This is a genomic window from Neokomagataea anthophila (genome assembly GCF_018122595.1).
Lineage (GTDB): Bacteria > Pseudomonadota > Alphaproteobacteria > Acetobacterales > Acetobacteraceae > Gluconobacter > Gluconobacter anthophilus.
Window position 1 is genome coordinate 100,117 of record NZ_JAGRQH010000005.1, and the last position, 19,473, is coordinate 119,589.

Consider the following 19,473-nt stretch of genomic DNA (forward strand, 5'->3'; position numbering starts at 1 on the left):
GCGCATGTTCGACTTTAGTTTTTCTGAGATTGCGCTGTTCGTGATCGTGGCGATGATTTTTATCCGCCCGAAAGACCTGCCTGTTGCGATCCGTACAATTTCGAATGGGATTAAAGCGATGAGGCGTATGGCCTCAGAGTTTCAGTCCCATGTGGATGACATGGTGCGTGAAGCGGACCTCTCCGATGCACGTGATGAGTTCCGAAATTTACGGAATTTCAATTTGCGTGATCGTGTTGGGCGTTTTGTAGATGCTGATGGGAGTTTGAGAGAAGGTTTGTCACTGGATGACAAGCATGATCCATCGGCATTACCGCGTGTACCACCTGCGCCATTGCCTCCACCGCCACCTATGCCGGAAGCGTATGAGCCATTTGGTGGGGGAGCGCCGGTAGAGCAGCCAGTCGTTGAGCATGTGTTAAATGAGGATGTCGCGCAGGCGCCTGTGATTATGCCGCCAAGCACGGCGCGTCGTTTGTTAAGAGAGCGTTCCCGCTGGGAGGCTCCGCATATTTTGCCCCCGGTGCGGACGCTCCATCATGGCCGCCGTGTGCCGATTAGACGTGAGGAGACGCAGGCATGAGCGAGGCGGATGCACTTGATGATAAGCCGATGCCTCTGCTGGAGCATATTGTAGAACTTCGGCGGCGGTTAATCTGGTCGATTGCAACGTTCGTGGTGGCTTTTGGGATTTGCTACCACTTTTCAGGTGAGTTGTATCGGTTTCTGGCTGCGCCTTTGGGCACAATCATGCGGCAGAAGGGGGAGCAGCCACATTTGATTTATACGGCGCTGTATGAGGCGTTTTTCACGTATATTCGTGTGGCGTTGTTCGGGGCGACGTTTTTATCTTTTCCGATGATTGCCATTCAGGCGTGGATTTTTATTGCACCGGGTTTGTATCGTAGTGAGAAGAAAGCGTTTGCACCGTTTTTAGTGGCAACGCCTGTCATGTTTTTGATGGGGGCAGCGCTGGCTTACTACGTTGTGTTCCCGTTTGCGTGGCAGTTTTTCCTATCGTTCCAGAGCGGTGCGCCCGGTAGTGACGGGATGCAGATTGAGTTACAGGCGAAGGTTTCAGAATATCTGACCTTGGTTACCAAAATGATCCTTGCTTTTGGGGTGTGTTTTGAGTTGCCGGTTGTTTTGACGCTCTTGGCGCGTGTTGGGTTAGTGAGCGTCGCTCAGCTAAAGAAATTTCGTCGTTATGCGGTTGTGGCGTCTTTTGCAGTCTCTGCTGTGATTGCACCGCCGGATGCGATTACGATGTTGAGCCTCGCAGTTCCGCTAGTGGCGTTGTATGAGGTCTCTATTCTTACGGCACGTTTGGTTGAGCCAAAGCCGGAGCCTGATGATGTTGATTGATTGTAAGACGAAGAAACGGAGCCTGAACCATGCACGACCTTAAAGCCCTGCGCGCGGACCCGAATGCGTTCGATGCAGCTCTTAAGCGCCGTGGCCTTGCTCCGGTCGGGCAGAAGATTGTTGAAGAAGACGAAGCACGCCGTACAGCGTTAGCCGCACTGCAAGACGCACAAGCGGCACGTAAGACAATCGCGAAAGAGATCGGGCAGGGTAAGCGCAGCGGCGCGGATACGAGCGAATTGGAAGCGCGGGCAGTCGCTCTGCGTGAAGAGATCGTGACGTTAGAAGAAAAGGCGAATGCTTTGCAAACGGGCATTGATGATGTGCTCAAAGCATTGCCGAACCAGCTTGATTCTTCTGTGCCGGATGGCAAGGATGAGAGCGATAATGTTGTTGTGCATGAGCGTGGCGCAGTGCGTAATTTTACGTTTACGCCGAAACAGCATTTTGAATTGGGCGAACAACTCGGCCTGATGGATTTTCCGACGGCTAGCAAATTGTCTGGTGCGCGATTTGTGGTGTTACGCGGTGCCTTGGCGCGTTTGGAGCGTGCGTTGGGGCAGTTTATGCTCGACACGCACACCACGGAGTTTGGTTATAGCGAAACGACCGTGCCGCTTTTGGTTGGTGATGATGCCATGTATGGCACGGATAAGCTGCCGAAATTTTCGGAAGAGTCTTTTCGTACAGAAGATGGCCGTTGGTTGATTCCAACAGCTGAAGTGCCTTTAACCGCTTCGGTTATGGGAGATATTCTTCCAGAGACTACGTTGCCGATCCGTATGACGGCTTTGTCCGCGTGTTTTCGTTCTGAAGCGGGGGCATCTGGGCGTGATGTACGTGGGATGTTGCGTCAGCATCAATTCATGAAATGTGAGTTGGTGTCCGTGGTTGCGCCTGAGGCAAGCGATGATGAACATGAACGCATGACGCGGGCTGCAGAAACAGTGCTAGAGCGGTTGGACATTCCTTTCCGTCGTATGCTGCTTTGTGCGGGTGATACGGGTTTTGGTGCGGCTAAGACGTATGACCTTGAAGCATGGTTGCCTGGGCAGGGGGCGTGGCGTGAAATTTCATCTTGCTCTAATACGCGTGCGTTCCAGGCGCGTCGTATGAATGCGCGCTATCGGACGGCTAAGGGGCCAGCGTTTGTGCATACGCTGAATGGTTCTGGCCTAGCGTTGGGGCGTACGATGATTGCGCTCATGGAAACATATCAAAATGAAGATGGCAGCATTACAGTGCCGGAAGCTTTGATCCCTTATATGGGCGGTATGAAGGTGATTACGGCAGTTTAAGCCATTATTGCGGAGTGATGTTCCTTCTGGCGGTTGTCTCTTCACAGATAGGTGATGGAGGCAACGGTCAGGGATGGGGCGGCGTTTTCTCGTGCAGAGTGCTCCTTACGTGTAAGGGGCAAAAATTTTGAGCGAGTTTCTGTCATGCCCACAAAAATCCCTCCGCAATCACAGGAACATCAACCGGGCAAAGAGTCCGCGTTAGAGCCATTGGCTGTACATATCCGTGAAGATTATCGCGGGAGCGGTAAGCTTGCGGGTAAAAAGGCATTGATCAGCGGTGGTGATAGCGGGATTGGTCGTTCTGTAGCGCTGCACTTCGCCCGTGAGGGAGCGGATGTCGCGTTTCTTTATCTGGAAGAGCACGATGATGCCCAAGAGACAGTCCGTCTCATTGAGGCTGAGGGGCGCAAGGCTCTGGCGATTGCGGGTGATGTCGCTTCCAGTAGCGTATGCAAGAATGCGGTCGAGCAGGTCGTTCGTGAGTTTGGTGGTCTTAATATATTAGTCAATAATGCTGGCATTCAGGTTGTGAGTGAAGATATTTGCTCAATTTCTGATGATGAATGGCAGCGCCATATGGATATTAATATCAACGGATATTTTTATTTGGCGCGCTCAGCTGTTCCGCATTTTTCGTCAGGCGGTGCAATTATTAATACATCGTCTATTAATGCCTTTATGGGTAATAAGGCGTTGCTTGCATATTCGACTACTAAGGCCGCAGAGCTCGGTTTTACACGTGCTTTGGCCTTAGAGTTGGTATCTCATGGTGTGCGGGTGAATGCGGTGGCACCTGGTCCGGTATGGACACCTTTGCAACCTGCAAGTTGGGGGCCTATTGATCCGCAGACGGTTGCCGATTTGACGAAAAGCACTCCCATGCAACGTTGCGCAGACCCTGCGGAGTTGGGGCCAGCTTATGTATATTTAGCTAGTGATGATGCTTCTTTTGTGACGGGTCAGACGTTGCATGTGAATGGCGGCATCATTGTGAATGGTTGATTTTTCTAGGGTGGGTTTTTGTCACGAAGATCCACCCTAGAAAGTGGCGTTCAGAATATGGGGTTCAAGGTGTGGTGTAATCCGTGAAAGAAACGAGTGTTCCGTACGGTATTGTTTTTCGGTTATAGAGCGTTCGATTACGGATAAGGCGGCACGGCCTAAATTTTCATCACTCTCATGAATGGAAACAAAAAGAAAACTTTCTGGAGCAGATGCTGTGGGTTGGATTAGGTAGCAATCATAAAGTTGTGAAACACTAATTTGAGATCGTGTTGATAGTAATTTAGTTCTATCAAGTTTGTATTTAGATTTCATTTCTTCGAATACAGGGTCAAAATTTATCCTTGTGCGCCGGAATATTTCATCTAAATACTCTCTGGGCATCACACCGTTTTCTCGTCGTGATTCATGGTCGCTTGTTTTAGAAAGCGCAAGGCGGATATATGCCCCTAATTCAGCGTGAGACATCGGCAGTGGCTGATACATCAAAGGGGTATCAGGGTCTGTTGTGCAGGCAGAGTTGGCCCACTGAAAACTGTAAACGCACTTTTTAGATTTCACGAGAGTAATACTACGCCTTTGTTCATAAGCTTCCCACGTTTTAAATGGGTTGAACAAAGCACTTTTTTGAGGTCTTGAAACGAGTTCAAAGTACCGCAAACAAATTATTGTGTTTCGATTAGACCATTTGCCATTTTTTTGTTTGTAGGTGATGGTAGCAAGGTCTCGGGCACCGTATCCATAAATACTTCTTTGCAGTACAAGAGCGGGGTGCCTTCCTAAAAAATATGGTCCTCGTGCCCTCTTTCCTAGGTCGGTAAATTTTTGATTTACAGATGATTCTTTTGTTCTTATTAGGTCGCCGACAAGTAAATTGGTGTCCATAGAATTTTACCCTCTTTGTATGAATATTGCGTTTTATAATGATTGAATTTTTTGTTTTGTAAAAGTTTTATCAATATATTTTCTATATTGATTTTGTATTGTTATTTTTTCTGCGGGCAAGGTGAAGCGTCTTTGTAAAAGAGTATGGATAGATTGTATTTCGTTTAAATGGATCGTATAGTCTAACGAGTGTGTGGCAGATTGATCATGTCTGCGGTGACTATTTAGAGTTTTGCTTAAGTAAATGACTTCGGCATTATCGTGGTCTAGTAATTCAATGTATGTGCGCCAATCTCCAGCTATTTTATAGGTTTTAAGGTCGTTTTTACAGCGCTGTAGCGCTTTGCGCAGTGCTGTTCGCTTGAAGATGGCACTGCTTACATTCAAAATGGTATTGCGTTCAGAGAGGCAGGATTGGATAAAATTTCTGCCATTAAAGCAAGCATCGTGGTCCAGTAAAATACCGGTACTTTCGGCGCAGTAAGGTTTGTAACTGGGGTAGAGTACGCGCCCTTCGGTATCTATGGCGCGGCTGTCGCAGAAAGCCATAACGGCGTTGGGGGTTTGTAGGGCTGCGTTGAGTAGGGTTTCGATAAAAGTGGAATCGCAGAGGTCGTCTGCTTCAGCAATCCATACCCATTCGCCACGAGCAAGTTCGAGGCCTTTTTGCCATTGGTGGAAGACGGATCCAGAAGGGGTGCGACTGGTGACGAGGCGAATAGTGCGCCCCCAATGACGTGCCGTTTCTTTGGCAATAGTTGGGCTACCGTCTTGGGATGCATCATCAAGGACAATAATTTCCAGAATGGGGTGTGTTTGCGCAAATATGGAGGCCAGTCTCTGCGCCAGGTAGTGCGCGTAATTATAAGAGGGAACAATGACAGAGACGCGTGGAAGGTCGGGGATTGTATATGACAGAAGGCGGTCTGCATAATGTGTAAAGTTGAATCTCTGTGCCATGCGATTTGATTGGAGTTTGCGCTGTTGTGCGGTGGGTGCAGGGCTTTTACTGAGTGTTAGGGCCATTTCTTGTATATGGCCAAAAGGAAGAATGTGGTGTTGTAACAGTGCGTGTGGTTCTGCGTTTAGGCTGTGGAGTAGATCAGGAATCCCGCCAGTTTCATTGAATGCGAGGCATGGGAGGCCCGCAGCAATGGCTTCGAGTACCACAGATGGGTAGGGGTCTTCCCGTGATGTGAGAGTGAAGAAGTCTGCTGCTGAAAGCCATTCGTTGATATTTTTGACATGACCAAGCAGATGAAAGCGTTTGCTTTTGGATGCGTATTCTAGGTCACGCGCTAGACCTTTATGAAGTGTAGGGTCGATATCACCAAGCCATACTGCGTGTGTAGTGCTGGGTAGATTGCGCCAGAGCTGAATGAAGAGGTCAAACCCTTTACGAATATCTGCATAGCCGATGCCGATGATAAGTTTTTCTGATTCGTTAATGCCAATATGTGTTCGAAGGTTTTGTCTCGTGGCGGTTGAATACTGGATATGTGTGTAAAGTCCTTGGGGGAGTATATGGAGTTTGGGATTATTTGATAGCAGCAACTGGTGTGCAACGAAGGGTGCGGGTGTGATGATGGTTTGGGCCAGGGTGCATGCGATATCTAGGCTGGGGCGCAGATGGCGTTCTTGGATAATGTAAGGCAATTCGTGAATTAAAAAAGTAAAAGCGATCTGTGCGCTATTCAGGGCGGCAGAGATGGGGGAGGAGGCCGCGCTGTTGAGTATCGCGTGGTGGAAGCCGTTATGACGAAGTTGTGTTAGTTTTGCGGAGAGGTCTGGTGTATCTGGTGGTAGAATATCGACTGGCGCAAGAGCGCGATACTGATCCAGTAATGCGCCGCCATCAAGGAGGATAAAACGCAGATCTATCCCTCGGGTGCTTTTCAGTGTGCGGGCAATCTCCAAGAGTAAAGTTTGTGATCCTGCGGGAAAAGCATCATGGCCGATCAGTAAAAGTTTTGTTGTGTTTAGGGTTGTATTGAAACCGGCGCAGGCTTCGGCTGTTGCATTTAAATAAGCGCTACCAAAATGTTGATCAGGCTCTAAATAAGCGCCTTCAGCCCATTCATTCCAAGCGTTTACGCAGACGATGGTCTCGTTATGAAAGGGGTTGTTCTGTGCGTAATTAATAATGCCATTGAGCCATTTTTTATAAAGATCTGGCGTGGACCCGTGCAGGACTAGGCCTTCGCCTTGGCGGCGTGCATCGTTGTCCCATGATGGGCAGGCTGTACGTATGAGTGGGTAAGGAGGGGGGGCTTCCTGTAGGGCGTGTGTGACGATATCTTCATAATCATAAATTTGCCCACTAAAATCTTCATCAAAAAGTGTGACATCATTATTTAGGAGTGGGCGACCGTTAACAATTTTATGCGGTGGGAATTCAAATGCACCATCTGCGCCGAAGGGGCGTGGGTCGGCGCTGTTAAAGGCTTGTCCCGTTATAATGAGTGGGGTGAGATTGTGGCGATTTTTGAAAATCTTACGCCAGCGCGCAATGGTTTTCTGAGTATTGGGTATGGTGTCTGGCCGGTATATTTTGAGTAATGGCCGTTTATTGACGTGAATATAGCGTGGGTCTTTCATGTGGCGAGCAAAGCAGTCGATCAGGGCCACGTCATCATCTGTGTGGTAGTCTTGTGCAATCAGTAGGTCATCCTCTGATCCATCCCAGCGGCGGCTCCAGTTCTCATTGGCCCACATGAGGCAGAAGGGGAGGTCGATTTCGGGGTGTTTTAGTAATATTTCAAGGGGTGTTTCTAGTAATCGTTGTTGATTGAACCAATAAAAATAAAAAACAAATCCTTCGATACCAGCGTCGCGGGCCATTTTTGCTTGTTGTGAGAGAAGGGTTGATGAGTTGAGGGTATAGTGGCCAAGGTCGCGTGGAATGCGTGGTTGATAGTGACCGTGAAAGCGCGGCATGGCGCGTGCTGTATTGGTCCACTCGGTAAAGCCTTTGCCCCACCATGTGTTATTTTCAGGAATAGAATGAAATTGAGGCAGATAGTATGCGAATATACGTGCCCGTTTAACGGCATTTTGTGGAAGTTTTTTTTGTTTTTCAAATAAACTACCGGCACGGCTGAAGCGCTTTACGTCACGAAAAACAGTAATTTCGTTGGTGGGTTTTGCGGGGTAAATATCAGGTCGTGATTTATTGTTTAGGTAATGAAGTAAAGGGTTTGTATCTGGGATTGATTTTAAGTATCTGCGTCGATAATAAAGTGGATCAAAACCTGCAAAGGGACGTCTATCTTCACGGAAACCCTGCAGCATGTAATGCTCTAGGGGGTCCATATTAGCGGCGGCAACATCTGTATATGTTTTTAGATAGAAGGCGGGGTCAAATTCCGGAATTGGGCGGATTTCTGGACGCTGACGGTTCAAAAGATAATGCGTTAAAGCCAGCATTCCTTCTGGAATAGAATAATTTTTTTTGTACCAAACAGGGTCAAACCATGAAATTGGGCGGCGCCCTTCATGTTCACCATGCGTTATATAGTGCAAAAGTGGATCTTGTCTGACGTCTCTATTTTGGAGAATATACCATCTAGGGTCAAAGAACTGATTGGGCTTTCGGCCCTCTTTCCATCCATATATGTGGTAATGACGGAGAGATTCTGTGCCTATATCATGAAGATCTTTATTATTTTTGATATAATAAATTGGATCAAATAGGCCTGAATGACCTATTATTTGTATGGTGCTTGTTTCAGTTATAAAATTTATAACTTTCAAGGTGGTATTCCTAGTTTTTTCTCTGAAAAGAGTATAAAATTATAATTTCTCCCGCATCATATCATTCGTTAATATATCGTCAATAGTCCTGTGGGTTTACGATGTTTGGTCCGAGTGCCATATCTGATCGTGCAGATGCGTTGGTTATGATGACGCCGCGTTTGATGACAGTAAGGCGGATGGGTAAGGAAAATCGGCATGTCCAGCGATGATAAGAAGGGTCAAGCCACCTCTGATGCGGGGCAGAGCGCCTCTGTATTTACGCATAAAATGGTACGCTTAGAGGATGGGTTGTCGTTGGAGTGTGGGGAGCATATTGCCCCATTAGAGATTGCCTATTGCACCTATGGGACTTTGTCGCCCGCGCGCGACAATGCAATTTTTATCTGTCATGCTTTAACGGGTGACCAGTACGTTGCGGAACAAAATCCTCTGACCGGTAAACCGGGATGGTGGGCGCGTATGGTGGGGCCGGGTAAGCCGATTGATACGGACCGTTTTTTTGTTATTTGCTCTAACGTTTTGGGCGGCTGTTTAGGAACGACTGGCCCGACATCTGTGCGAGCAGAAACGGGGACCGCATGGGATAGCGATTTCCCTCAAATTACAATGAAAGACATTGTAGCCGCGCAGGTGAAGTTGATTGATCATTTGGGGATTGGGCGCTTATTCGCTGTTGTCGGCGGCTCTATGGGAGGGATGCAAGCTCTGACATGGATTGCGCATCATTCTGATCGTGTTTTTGCGGCCATGCCGATTGCAACATCGCCATATCATTCAGCGCAGAATATTGCGTTTAATGAGGTAAGTCGGCAGGCTATTTTTGCTGATCCAGAATGGCATAAAGGGCGTTACCGGGATTATGGGGCAATACCGGCGCGTGGTCTTGGCGTGGCGCGTATGATGGCGCATATCACATATCTGTCTGAAGATGCTTTAAACCGAAAATTTGGCCGTAGAGTACGAAAAGCTGGCGCATCTTCAGATGCTTTCCTTTTTGGGGAAATGTTTGAAGTCGAGAGTTATTTGCGGCATCAGGGGTCGACTTTTGTACGGCGGTTTGATGCGAACTCCTATCTGACGATTACGCGTGCCATGGATTACTTTGATTTATCGGCCGATCATGATGGAGATTTGTCGGTTCCGTTCCAAAATTGCTCAACACGTATTTGTGTCGTGTCTTTTAGTTCCGATTGGCTCTTTCCGACGACGCAGTCTCGCACTTTGGTGAGAGCTTTGAGTCGGGCTGGAGCGAATGTCTCGTTTGTAGAGATCGAAAGTGACCGTGGACATGATGCGTTTTTGCTGGATGAGCCTGAGTTTGATCGCACGGTGCGAGGGTTCTTGGATGGGGCGGCTGAGCATGCCGGTTTGCGGCGGGGGCAAGGTTAATGCGTGTTGATCAGCAGTTAATTGCAGAAATGATTACTCCCGGGTCACGCATTTTAGATGTCGGGAGTGGTGATGGTACTCTCATTGATTATTTGTATCGCACGCGAAAATGCGATGCGCGCGGCATAGAATTGGATATGCAGAGTGTGACGCAATCTGTCGCACATGGTTTGCCTGTTGTGCATGGTGATGCTGACCATGACTTGGCGCATTACCCTGATGATACGTTTGACTTTGTGGTTTTGCAAAGAACGCTTCAGGCTGTTGAGCGGCCGCAAGAGGTTTTGCGGCAGATGCTGCGTATTGGACGGCACGCTATCGTTTCATTCCCGAATTTTGGCCATTGGCGCTTGCGTTTACAGCTTTTGACGACAGGGCGAATGCCGATGACGCCGGTCTGGAGTACGCCGTGGCACCAAACGCCGAATATCCATCCTTGTACGATCCGAGATTTTGTCGCGTTGTGTGAAGAAGAAAATTATACGATCCGGCAATGGCTGGCGATTGATGAAGATGGCGCAAAGGCGCCATGGCGCCGTTCTGTGCGGTGGGCTAATCTTTTTGGTGAGCAGGCGCTTTTTTTATTAAGTCGTCAGTGAATGAAACATGTGGAGAGTGGGGCGTTAACGGAACGCCACCTCACTACGGAGACGATGTGTCATGAATGCTATTATTGATGCGATACGTGAACGGCGTGCGCAAAAGAGCTTTGATGCTTCTTATGTCATTTCAGATGAAGAACTGACATCTATTCTGGAAACAACGCGGCATGCGCCGACGGCGTTTAATCTTCAAAATTATCGTTTTTTAGTAGTACGTGATGCGGAGCAGCGCCGCAAAATTAAAGAGGTTGCGTGGAATCAGCCGCAGATTGAGGATTGTGCTGCGCTGATCATTTTATGTGCTGACGTTCAGGCGTGGAAAAAAGAGCCGGCTCGTTATTGGAAAGATACACCAGAGCAGGTTCAAAATATTTATACGGGCCTTATTCAGCAGTATTACGAGGGTAAGCCTCAGGTTCAACGTGATGAGGCATTCCGATCTTGTGGTATTGCAGCTTATGCGCTCATGATGGCTGCTGCGGCACATGGTTTGCAGACCTGCCCAATGGATGGGTTTGATTTTGCAAAGGTCGCGGAGATTATTCGTCTGCCTGAAGACCATGAACTGGTGATGTTTGTTGCTTTAGGAAAAGGGCTAGAAGCGCCCAAAGGGCGTGGTGGATTTTTGCCACTGAATGAGATTGTCCTGCACGATAGCTTTTGATTGTTTGTAACGCTTTTGGTTTCAAAGAGGCGTTTTGTGTCTCTTTGTCGTGGTTCTCTTGCGGGCGCGAGGGAGTTGCTATAGTGGTGCCGCCCTCGGCTCGTGGTTTGTAGAGCCGAGGGTGATGGTTTTCCGTTGCGTTGTTCTTATGAAGGACGGGCGTAACGATGCTGAGAGCAAAGCTTGTATCTTTGTCTTAAACGCTAGAAAGCATCTCCGCTTGCGTTCAGGGTTCGTGCCGCTATGCGCGCTATGATGCGTTGGACGCCGCTTACTCGCGAACCGTGTTTAGCCGTCCCTTAGGAGGGGGCCATGACAAATTTTGCCGCGCTGAATCTGGCGGATCCTATTCAAAAAGCGTTGACCGAAGCTGGTTACGTTACCCCAACCCCTATCCAAGCTGGTGCGATCCCATACTTGCTCGAAGGGCGTGACCTGCTCGGTCTAGCGCAAACGGGTACAGGCAAGACCGCTGCTTTTGCATTGCCTATTCTTGACCATCTGTGCCGTGAGCGACGTAAAGCGCCGCCGAAGGGCGTACGTGCGCTGGTTTTAGCGCCAACGCGTGAACTGGCTTCACAGATTGCGGAGAGTTTCTCCACCTATGCGCGTCATATGCCATTCAAGCATGCTGTTGTTTTCGGCGGTGTGGGGCAGGGGCGTCAAATTGAAGCAATGCGCCGTGGCGTAGATGTTCTGGTGGCTGCACCGGGACGTTTGTTGGACCTGATCGGTCAAGGCCATATTGATTTATCTGCTTTGGAAATCTTGGTTCTTGATGAAGCAGATCGTATGTTGGACATGGGGTTTGTGCGGGATATTCGCCGTATTATGGCGTTGGTTCCAGAAGAACGTCAGACCCTATTGTTCTCGGCAACGATGCCAGCGTCTATCAATGACCTTGCACATTCATTGCTGAAAAACCCTGCTAAAGTACAGGTTACGCCTGAATCCAGCACGGTAGACCGTATTCGCCAAGCTGTGATGTTTGTGGACACGCCAAACAAAAAAGACGTGGTTCACATGCTGGTAGATAGCCCAAATGTGGTGCGGGCTGTTGTCTTTACGCTGATGAAGCATGAAGCCAATAAAGTGGCTGAGTTTTTGAACAAAAAAGGCATCACGGCGGAAGCCATTCACGGTAATAAATCACAAGGGGCGCGTGAGCGTGCTATGAGTGGTTTCCGTAATGGTACGTTGAAGGTGCTGGTTGCTACGGATATTGCGGCGCGTGGCATTGACGTTGATGATGTGACGCACGTCTTCAATTATGATCTGCCAAATGTGCCAGAGTCTTATGTGCATCGTATCGGCCGTACGGCACGTGCAGGCCGTGATGGCTGGGCTGTGTCGTTGTGTGATGCCGAGCAGCGTGCGTGGCTGCGCGATATTGAGCGTAAGATTGATAAAGAGATCCCCGTTGTAACGGATCATCCTTATCATTCGGATGCGGCTCAGAATTCTACACAACGTCCACCGGTTTTAGGTGGTGGTCGTGGTGGCGGTCAGCGTGGTGGCGGCGGTGGCGGTGGTCGCCGTCGTCCTCAGCAGGGTGGTGGTGCGCCAGGTGGCCGCTCAAATGGTGGCCCGCGTGCGGGCGGTGGCCGTCCGCGCTCATCGGGTCGCCGTCCGTCCTGAATATAGTCATGTTGTATGGCGAGATCGCTTTGTAAAAAGAGAATTTTTACACGGTGGCTTCGCCATGAGGCACATGACATCGTATTGCTCCGAGTTCTGTACAAGGGCTTGGAGCTTTTTCGTTGTGGGGGTGGAAACGTTCGTCTGTCTGGCACTTGGATAGTGGATGCTTTTGAGGTGCCATTCCTCGTGATAGAAGGTTACGCGGAGAGATGTGGGCGCCGTCGAGTGAAAGTGAACGCTATGATAATGCTGTATGGAATTAAGACGTGTGACACAGTACGCAAAGCGTGCCGTTGGCTAGATGCTGCCGGGATTGCTTATCAGTATTATGATTTGCGGAAAGATGGTCTCACGCAAGAGGTGCTGGCAGGTTGGTTGCAGCAGGTCGGGTGGGAGAAGCTGCTCAATCGTAGTGGTATGACGTATCGTAAGCTGTCTGCAGAAGATAAAGAGCGTTTGAATGCAGATACGGCGTTAGGGATGCTTTTAGAACAACCCACTCTTATGCGGCGCCCTATTTTGCTCGAAGATGGAAAGGTTTTACATCTGGGCTTTAAGCCGGAGCAATATGAGGCTTTGTTTTTGCACAAATAAAACAAAAGCCACCCCCTCATGTGAAGGGGTGGCACTGTTGGGTTTTTTAGAAGGTCGCGTTAATACGGCCGTAGTAATATCCACCAAACATGGGGATTTGTGCTGAGTCTTGATCGTAGACTGTTGCACCGAGCGTATTAACGTATCCAGGTACTTTGCGTGGTCGGATATTGAAGAGGTTATTGCCGCCGACTGCAACGTGCCAATGATCGTTAAAGCGATACCCAACTTCAAGATCAGTCAGCCAGCGTGGCGTATTCTTGAATTGATAGAAGCAAGAGTTGGAATACTGAAGAGCTTTACCATCTTTGGGGCAGGATGCCGCAGATGGCGTCCAGTCTTCATAGGTCAACATGCCGGTTGTTTGGCCATAGCGGGTTTGGCGTAGATTGACGTCCCAGTTTTTATAGGTCCAGTACGCGTTCAAGATCAGTTTGCTACGTGGATATTCAGTGGTAAGGGCTGCAATGTTTTGTTCAGTGAGCAGCGCACTCCCGGTAGAACCAATAGCATTATGGTGCAACCGAGTACGGTTCAAGTCCAATGCCGCTGTAACCGCAAGATTACCGTATTTGTGCAGGTGGAAGAGGTAATCAGTTTTAATATCTAAGCCTTGTGTACGTGTGCTGGCACCGTTGGCGAAGTAAGACGCTGAAACGTTTGAGTAATCAGAGGGGCTAAGGTCGCTGGGTAGAGACAGGCCCATTTGTTGGATTGCAGCAATGGCTGGAAGGCCATTGGTGGTGCCGCCTTGGACAATACGGTCACGAATATTGATTTGATAGACGTCTGTTTCAATATGCCAGCCTGTTACCGGCTCTACAACGACACCACCGCTGGCGCTTACAGAGCGTTCAGGCTTCAGAGGGGATGCACCAAGAGAGCGGGCAGCTGCAGAGTTGACCGGGAGGATACCGCCAGCACCAGTGGGAGAAACGTTGAGTGCGCTGAAGTTTTGTTCAGCTAGTGTCGGTGCGCGGAAACCATTGCTGATGGTGCCACGTATGCCAATACGTTTAGTGAAGTCGTAACGGGTTGAAACTTTACCGATTTCGTTGTTGCCGACGTCCGTGTAATGTTCAAATCGGCCGGCAAAGTCTACTTCCCATTTTGGGGTGAAGTGGAAGTCTCCATCCATGTACCCTGCCCAAATATTGCGCCACCATTTCCCTGCATCTTGTGGCGTTAGGCCTGCGTAGCCTGCGGTGCCGCCTGAGTAATAGGAAGCTGGATTGCCTGCAGTAATTTGATAACCATCGAGGCGGTGCTGTGCACCAAAGGCCCAAGTAACGGGAACGGCATTAAAGAGGCTGAAATGACGGCGGAAGTCGAGAGTATTGGTCCACTGAGACATGCTGTAACCTTCAGCAAGTGCATCTGTGGGGGTGTAGCCAGTTGCTAGGTAGAGTGCTTGGTTGGCGGTATTTTTGTTGCCGATACGGTCGATATCTTCACCATAGACAGTGCTAAGATCCCAATCAAAACCGTAGACTTGGCCTTTCAGCCCGAGAATTGTACCGAAATCATTTTCTTCATTGGTTTCAATCGGAGAGAAGCCGTAAGGGTGGACTTCTGGAGCCTTGTTGGGCGTACGATAGTTCTCGAACGCTTCGGCGTGGCGGTGAGCGTAGCTGACTTGTCCGTAGAAATCGATATTCTCGTTGATGCTACGGCCAAAATTGATGAAGAGGTTTTCACGCGTCTCTTCTGGGGTGCTCATGATTTTGTTGCTAGTGGCTGGAGGCTGATATCCGCCAGCAGGTGCCGTGTACAAGACTGATGCTACGCCGGGAGGTGTGTAGCCTACGAGGCGGTGGTCAAAAACATTTTTCGTGATGAAGTGATCAGAGTGTGTGAGCTGAGCGCCGATATGAACATAGCCATTATCGCCCCATTTGAAGCCACCATCGCCGTTGACCTGATACTGCCAGCCGTCTCCATTATAGGCATTTGCACCACTTTGTGCAGAGATATTGAAGCCGTGGCTTTGCTTCTTGGTAATGATATTCACAACACCAGCAATTGCGTCGGAGCCATACATGGCAGCCGCGCCGTCCTCTAAGACTTCAATATGATCGACCATATTGGCAGGGATCATACTGAGATCGACAGGAGTGGCACCAAATTCTGGTCCTGCATCTTGGTAGATATTCGCAGTGGTATGGCGGCGTTTACCATCGACTAGAACCAGAACTTGGTTTGGGTTTAAGCCGCGCATACGAATGGAGGATGTTAGGGCACCGCTATCTGCGCCCATGTTGGAAACGTTGATCTGTGCATAAGTGTGTGTGATGGCGTCAGCCAAATTTACGGCACCTGAGCGGCGCAATGTTGCATTTGAAATAACGCTGATTGGAGCGATGCTCTGTCGTGCGTGGCGGTTTGTTGCGTGGGTGCCTGTTACGACGACAGATTCGTCTTCTGAATGTGGTTCAATGTGGTGATGGCGAGCCGCAGGCAAAGTGTGTAAGGGCGCTGCTGTTGGGGCAACGTTATTTGTAGAACTGCCTGTGGGGTGATGTGCTTTATGAGTATGCGTTGTGGCTGCCAGTGCATTGGATGCCTGAAGGCTCCATGCTGTTGAGGCCAGAATGGTTGCTAATAAAAGGTTTTGACGCCGTTTCATGATGGTCCCTGTCCCAATGGAGAGTGGGTTAAGAGCATCATTAAACGGCTTTGTGATCAATTATGTTTCTTAACCGTTATATTAATAAACGAATTTTGTTGCGATTAAGACACGGTTTTTGAAGTGAAATGTCTTTTGTCAGGAGGTTGTCGGTAATGAAATATCCTCCTGACAGAAAGTGCTTTAAGCCGCAGGTTTGAAGCGTGCTGTGCTGCGGTCTACATCATAGAAACTGGCGGTTTCATGGGGGTTAGAGGCGAGTTCTATGACGGATTTTAGAATATAATCCACCTTTTCATCGCTCATGAGGACGCTCAGATTTAGGCGTACCCATCCTGGTTTTTGAATTTCTTCGCCATTCATGATTGCAGACCGTATCGTTTCGGATTCCGATTCGTTGATGTCGAGAAGGCGGTGAGCGTATGGTCCCGCACACGCGCAGCCACCGCGCGCTTGAATGCCGTATTTATCGGACAGCATGCGTGTGAAGAGTTGTTGGTGAATACTGCCGCCATTTTTGATGTCGTGAATTCGAAATGAAAAAATGGGTAATGCGTTGGCTTGTGTATTCCCGAGAATTTCAATCGCAGGATGATTGGCCCAGGCGGAGAGTGCTTTTTGACGAAGTATCGCTTGCCGTTCCGCAAGATACGCTGCGCCAATAGCATCCTTAGCGACAAAAGCGAGTGCTGCACGGATATCACCGAGAACGTTTGGTGTACCGCCTTCTTCGCGGGCCACGAGGTTCTCACTGTAATCGTGCCCCCATGGTGAGACGAAGCGCACGGTACCACCGCCGGGAGCTGATGGTGTTTTGCGGGTAAAAGCAGCATTGCGTGCGATGAGCAGGCCAGATGCGCCTGGGCCACCTAAAAATTTGTGGCATGAAATGACGACGGCATCTTTTTCTTCTGGGGTGCCTGCTTTCATGTCGATGGGCAGGTAAGGGCCTGCGCCAGCATAATCCCAAATGGCTAATGCGTTGTGGCGTTTGAGCAGGCGTGTCACGGCGTCTGTGTCGGTGATGATACCTGTGACATTTGAAGCTGCGGAAAATGACCCAATTTTTACGCGCGTATTGTTGGGGTCTGCATCGGTAATTTTTTGAAGTTCGCCTTCAAGGATGGTGAGATCAGGTCCGCCATTTTTAGCCTCTGGAATCTCGATCAGTTCTGCACCGCTCTCTCTCCAAGGCAAGATATTGGAGTGATGCTCATAGGGACCAATCAGCACCACGGGGCGCGTGCCATTTGCACAGTGTTCTGGGATATTTGCGAGGTGCACCAGACGGTTGAGGCCGGAGGTTGCGCCTGCGCCGGAAAAGATGGTGCTAAACTGGTCTTGAGGGGCAGAGCATAGTTCAGCGATGGTGCGCCGTGATTCGTTTCGGAGGCGCGTCATGCTGCTGCCGCAATAGGACGCTTCGGTATGACTATTGGCGTAGAAAGGGAGTACATGCTCCATGATGAAATGCTCAATCGGCGCAAGTGCTCGTCCAGATGCGACGTAATCAGCATATAATAGCGGAATTGTTCCGAAATGGGTTTGAATTAAAGTGCCATCTCCAATGACGGTATTGGCAAGCCCTTCATGACCTTGTGCTCGGAGGGCGGCTGCAAAGGCTCGAAACGCGTTCACGCTGTCTGTCGGAGCGATTGATGGGGTGTTGTGAGAGGTCATGATGATGTGTCATTTTCTTTGCTTGGTGGGGCGTTGAAGAAGGAATATCGTGAAATAAGTAAAAAAAAATGCATTTTTTATAGGTTAAAAAGTCTATTTTGTTGTCAAATGAGGATATATGGAACGAAAATTAGATCATATTGATCGCGAAATTGTAAAAATCCTTCAGAAGCAAGGGACACCGTCTCAGCGGGAACTCGCGGAGAAGGTAGGCTTGTCACAAAATGCTTGTTGGCGGCGTTTGCATGCCCTGCGTGATCAAGGGGTGATCTGCCAAGATACTGTGAGGCTAAACGCTAAGGCTTTGGGTTTGGAATTGACGGTTTTTGTCTTGGTACGAACACGTCATCATGCACGGGAATGGTTTGAATCGTTCCGAAATGTGGTGATGGGCATTCCAAACATTGTTGATTTTTTTAGAATAGCGGGTGAATATGACTATCTCATGAAGGTTGTCGCGCGGGATATGAACGATTTTGACCGTGTGTACCAACAGATCATCGGACGTGTCGAACTGGATGCGATTACGTCATATATGACGATGGAAACTTTGGCGGATAACCGCGACCTTCCCGTTTGAAATAAGGATTTTTCATGCAGCAGGCCGGCAAACTCGCCCAAAGCCTCCATACACGCCATGTCGTCATGATTGCGCTCGGTGGCGTGATTGGGGCAGGTTTCTTTATTGGATCATCCGCAGCGCTCTCTTTGGCGGGGCCAATGGTCTTGCTGTCTTATATTTTGTGCGGCCTGTTTGTCTTTGTGACGAATTTGATGATGCGTGATTTGGCCTATGCTGTGCCTGGGCGACATTCTTTTTTGGGGCAGATTCAGCAAGCCATTGGTCCTCGCATGGCTTTTGTGGCTGGGTGGACGTATTTGATCACATGGATCATCGTTCTGGCCGTTGAAGCGATTGCGATTACGAATATGCTGGCGCCTTATGTACCTATTCCTTATGTCGTTTTGGAATTGGGTATTATCGGGTTGATGACGGCGGTAAACCTGCTCTCTGTAAAGGGGTATGGAGAGTTTGAGTATTGGTTCGCCACGGTTAAAGTTGTCGCTTTAATAGCATTTATAGGGATTGGCGCATGGTTGGTTATGACGCACCCGGCAGTCAATATTCAGCATAATCTTCAAAATCATGGTGGTTTTTTGCCTCATGGGCCAGTTGCCCTTTTGGCCGTTTTGCCAACGATTTTGTTTTCAATGGGTGGCAGTGAAATTGCGACGATTGCTGCTGTTGAAACGAAAGATGCTAAGGCCAATATCACGCGTGCGGCACGTACTATTCCGTTGCGGATTGGCGTGTTTTATTTGCTGACCATTGGGCTGATTTTGTGTTTGGTGCCTTGGAGTGATGTTGTTTCTGGGCAGTCACCCTTCTTGCTGGTTTTGAACCACTATCATATTCCTTTTGCAGCTCCGGTCTTATTTGTTGTTATTTTGACGGCTGCAATTTCTTCGCTGAATTCTGGTATTTACGCAACTTCCCGGGTTTTATTTGAAATGGCTAAAGGGGGAGGGGCACCTTCTGTTTTCTTAGCAGTTGACCCGAAAACACAGTTGCCACGGCGTGCATTATTGACCTGTGTTGGTATTTCGGTGGCTATCGCGCTCACGGCTATTCTGTCTCCAGATAAGGTGTTTGCACTGTTGGTGAGCCTCACCGGGGGCTTTATGCTGGTGTATAATGCCATTATCATTTTGGCACGATTGAAGGTGGTCCCAACAGGTCGGTGGATTTGTTATTTTGGGCTGGGCGTTATTGGTTGCGTATTGCTGGCTATGGTGATGCAGGCTGAGACGCGCTCGCAAATTGAGATGGCAGGTTCTGCTTTGTTGCTGATTGTGATTGCTGATCGTGTGCGTTCGCGCGTTCGGTCGCTGTCGTAGCGATCAAAAAGCACTTTATTTCTCTTTTCTATGGTGAGTTTGCCCTGAAGCGCTTGTCGGATTCGGGGT

15 protein-coding genes are annotated in these 19,473 nt (G+C 49.0%); 11 read left to right on the plus strand and 4 right to left on the minus strand.

Translation table 11 applies throughout. The features are described 5' to 3' along the window. Positions 1–4 precede the first annotated feature (4 nt). From tatB to KB213_RS08655, 4 genes are all read left to right on the plus strand, one after another. Positions 5–583, plus strand: coding sequence for a Sec-independent protein translocase protein TatB (gene tatB / locus KB213_RS08640; protein WP_068170282.1), 579 nt, complete (start codon positions 5–7; stop codon positions 581–583). Further along, complete coding sequence (gene tatC, locus KB213_RS08645) at positions 580–1,365, plus strand: twin-arginine translocase subunit TatC (RefSeq protein WP_068170279.1); 786 nt, start codon at positions 580–582, stop codon at positions 1,363–1,365. The genes tatB and tatC overlap by 4 nt, the downstream gene beginning before the upstream one ends. Positions 1,366–1,394: 29 nt before the next feature. Continuing rightward, a complete protein-coding gene (gene serS, locus KB213_RS08650; protein ID WP_211682225.1) occupies positions 1,395–2,663 on the plus strand; it encodes a serine--tRNA ligase in 1,269 nt (422 codons plus the stop codon). Positions 2,664–2,807: 144 nt separating this feature from the next. Further along, positions 2,808–3,668 carry a glucose 1-dehydrogenase gene (locus KB213_RS08655; RefSeq protein ID WP_211682227.1) on the plus strand — a complete coding sequence of 287 codons (861 nt, stop codon included), beginning with the start codon at positions 2,808–2,810 and terminating at the stop codon, positions 3,666–3,668. Between the two features lie 36 nt (positions 3,669–3,704). On the opposite strand, the gene KB213_RS08660 is transcribed toward KB213_RS08655, so the two are convergent. After that, on the minus strand, positions 3,705–4,553 hold the full coding sequence (locus KB213_RS08660; RefSeq protein WP_211682229.1) for a hypothetical protein: 849 nt from the start codon (positions 4,551–4,553) through the stop codon (positions 3,705–3,707). A gap of 33 nt (positions 4,554–4,586) precedes the next feature. Beyond that, on the minus strand, positions 4,587–8,075 hold the full coding sequence (locus KB213_RS08665; protein WP_249110404.1) for a glycoside hydrolase family 99-like domain-containing protein: 3,489 nt from the start codon (positions 8,073–8,075) through the stop codon (positions 4,587–4,589). Between the two features lie 429 nt (positions 8,076–8,504). Between KB213_RS08665 and metX the strand changes: the two genes are divergently transcribed. From metX to KB213_RS08690, 5 genes are all read left to right on the plus strand, one after another. After that, a complete protein-coding gene (metX, locus tag KB213_RS08670) occupies positions 8,505–9,698 on the plus strand; it encodes a homoserine O-acetyltransferase MetX (protein ID WP_211682233.1) in 1,194 nt (397 codons plus the stop codon). Then, the gene (gene metW / locus KB213_RS08675) at positions 9,698–10,297 is read left to right on the plus strand and encodes a methionine biosynthesis protein MetW (protein ID WP_211682235.1); all 600 of its coding nucleotides are present in this window, start codon (positions 9,698–9,700) and stop codon (positions 10,295–10,297) included. The genes metX and metW overlap by 1 nt, the downstream gene beginning before the upstream one ends. A gap of 61 nt (positions 10,298–10,358) precedes the next feature. Next, complete coding sequence (locus KB213_RS08680; RefSeq protein ID WP_211682237.1) at positions 10,359–10,964, plus strand: nitroreductase family protein; 606 nt, start codon at positions 10,359–10,361, stop codon at positions 10,962–10,964. 312 nt (positions 10,965–11,276) lie between these two features. Then, entirely contained in the window at positions 11,277–12,602 is a 1,326-nt protein-coding gene (locus KB213_RS08685; protein WP_211682240.1) for a DEAD/DEAH box helicase, read from the plus strand. Between the two features lie 243 nt (positions 12,603–12,845). Then, complete coding sequence (locus KB213_RS08690) at positions 12,846–13,199, plus strand: ArsC family reductase (protein ID WP_211682242.1); 354 nt, start codon at positions 12,846–12,848, stop codon at positions 13,197–13,199. A gap of 46 nt (positions 13,200–13,245) precedes the next feature. Here the strand turns inward: KB213_RS08690 and KB213_RS08695 are convergent, their stop codons facing one another. Beyond that, the gene (locus tag KB213_RS08695; RefSeq protein WP_211682319.1) at positions 13,246–15,825 is read right to left on the minus strand and encodes a TonB-dependent receptor plug domain-containing protein; all 2,580 of its coding nucleotides are present in this window, start codon (positions 15,823–15,825) and stop codon (positions 13,246–13,248) included. 183 nt (positions 15,826–16,008) lie between these two features. After that, on the minus strand, positions 16,009–17,505 hold the full coding sequence (locus KB213_RS08700) for an aminotransferase class V-fold PLP-dependent enzyme (protein ID WP_211682244.1): 1,497 nt from the start codon (positions 17,503–17,505) through the stop codon (positions 16,009–16,011). Between the two features lie 118 nt (positions 17,506–17,623). Between KB213_RS08700 and KB213_RS08705 the strand changes: the two genes are divergently transcribed. Both KB213_RS08705 and KB213_RS08710 read left to right on the plus strand, forming a co-directional pair. Continuing rightward, positions 17,624–18,085, plus strand: coding sequence for an Lrp/AsnC family transcriptional regulator (locus tag KB213_RS08705; RefSeq protein WP_211682246.1), 462 nt, complete (start codon positions 17,624–17,626; stop codon positions 18,083–18,085). Between the two features lie 14 nt (positions 18,086–18,099). After that, positions 18,100–19,404 carry an amino acid permease gene (locus KB213_RS08710; protein WP_211682248.1) on the plus strand — a complete coding sequence of 435 codons (1,305 nt, stop codon included), beginning with the start codon at positions 18,100–18,102 and terminating at the stop codon, positions 19,402–19,404. Positions 19,405–19,473 lie beyond the last annotated feature (69 nt).

What these genes read in the sequence shown, in the direction of transcription:
- tatB (WP_068170282.1), top strand. Translation starts at nt 5, where the DNA reads ATGTTCGACTTTAGTTTTTCTGAGATTGCGCTGTTCGTGATCGTGGCG.
- tatC (WP_068170279.1), top strand. Translation starts at nt 580, where the DNA reads ATGAGCGAGGCGGATGCACTTGATGATAAGCCGATGCCTCTGCTGGAG.
- serS (WP_211682225.1), top strand. Translation starts at nt 1,395, where the DNA reads ATGCACGACCTTAAAGCCCTGCGCGCGGACCCGAATGCGTTCGATGCA.
- KB213_RS08655 (WP_211682227.1), top strand. Translation starts at nt 2,808, where the DNA reads ATGCCCACAAAAATCCCTCCGCAATCACAGGAACATCAACCGGGCAAA.
- KB213_RS08660 (WP_211682229.1), bottom strand. Translation starts at nt 4,553, where the DNA reads ATGGACACCAATTTACTTGTCGGCGACCTAATAAGAACAAAAGAATCA.
- metX (WP_211682233.1), top strand. Translation starts at nt 8,505, where the DNA reads ATGTCCAGCGATGATAAGAAGGGTCAAGCCACCTCTGATGCGGGGCAG.
- metW (WP_211682235.1), top strand. Translation starts at nt 9,698, where the DNA reads ATGCGTGTTGATCAGCAGTTAATTGCAGAAATGATTACTCCCGGGTCA.
- KB213_RS08680 (WP_211682237.1), top strand. Translation starts at nt 10,359, where the DNA reads ATGAATGCTATTATTGATGCGATACGTGAACGGCGTGCGCAAAAGAGC.
- KB213_RS08685 (WP_211682240.1), top strand. Translation starts at nt 11,277, where the DNA reads ATGACAAATTTTGCCGCGCTGAATCTGGCGGATCCTATTCAAAAAGCG.
- KB213_RS08690 (WP_211682242.1), top strand. Translation starts at nt 12,846, where the DNA reads ATGATAATGCTGTATGGAATTAAGACGTGTGACACAGTACGCAAAGCG.
- KB213_RS08695 (WP_211682319.1), bottom strand. Translation starts at nt 15,825, where the DNA reads ATGAAACGGCGTCAAAACCTTTTATTAGCAACCATTCTGGCCTCAACA.
- KB213_RS08700 (WP_211682244.1), bottom strand. Translation starts at nt 17,505, where the DNA reads ATGACCTCTCACAACACCCCATCAATCGCTCCGACAGACAGCGTGAAC.
- KB213_RS08705 (WP_211682246.1), top strand. Translation starts at nt 17,624, where the DNA reads ATGGAACGAAAATTAGATCATATTGATCGCGAAATTGTAAAAATCCTT.
- KB213_RS08710 (WP_211682248.1), top strand. Translation starts at nt 18,100, where the DNA reads ATGCAGCAGGCCGGCAAACTCGCCCAAAGCCTCCATACACGCCATGTC.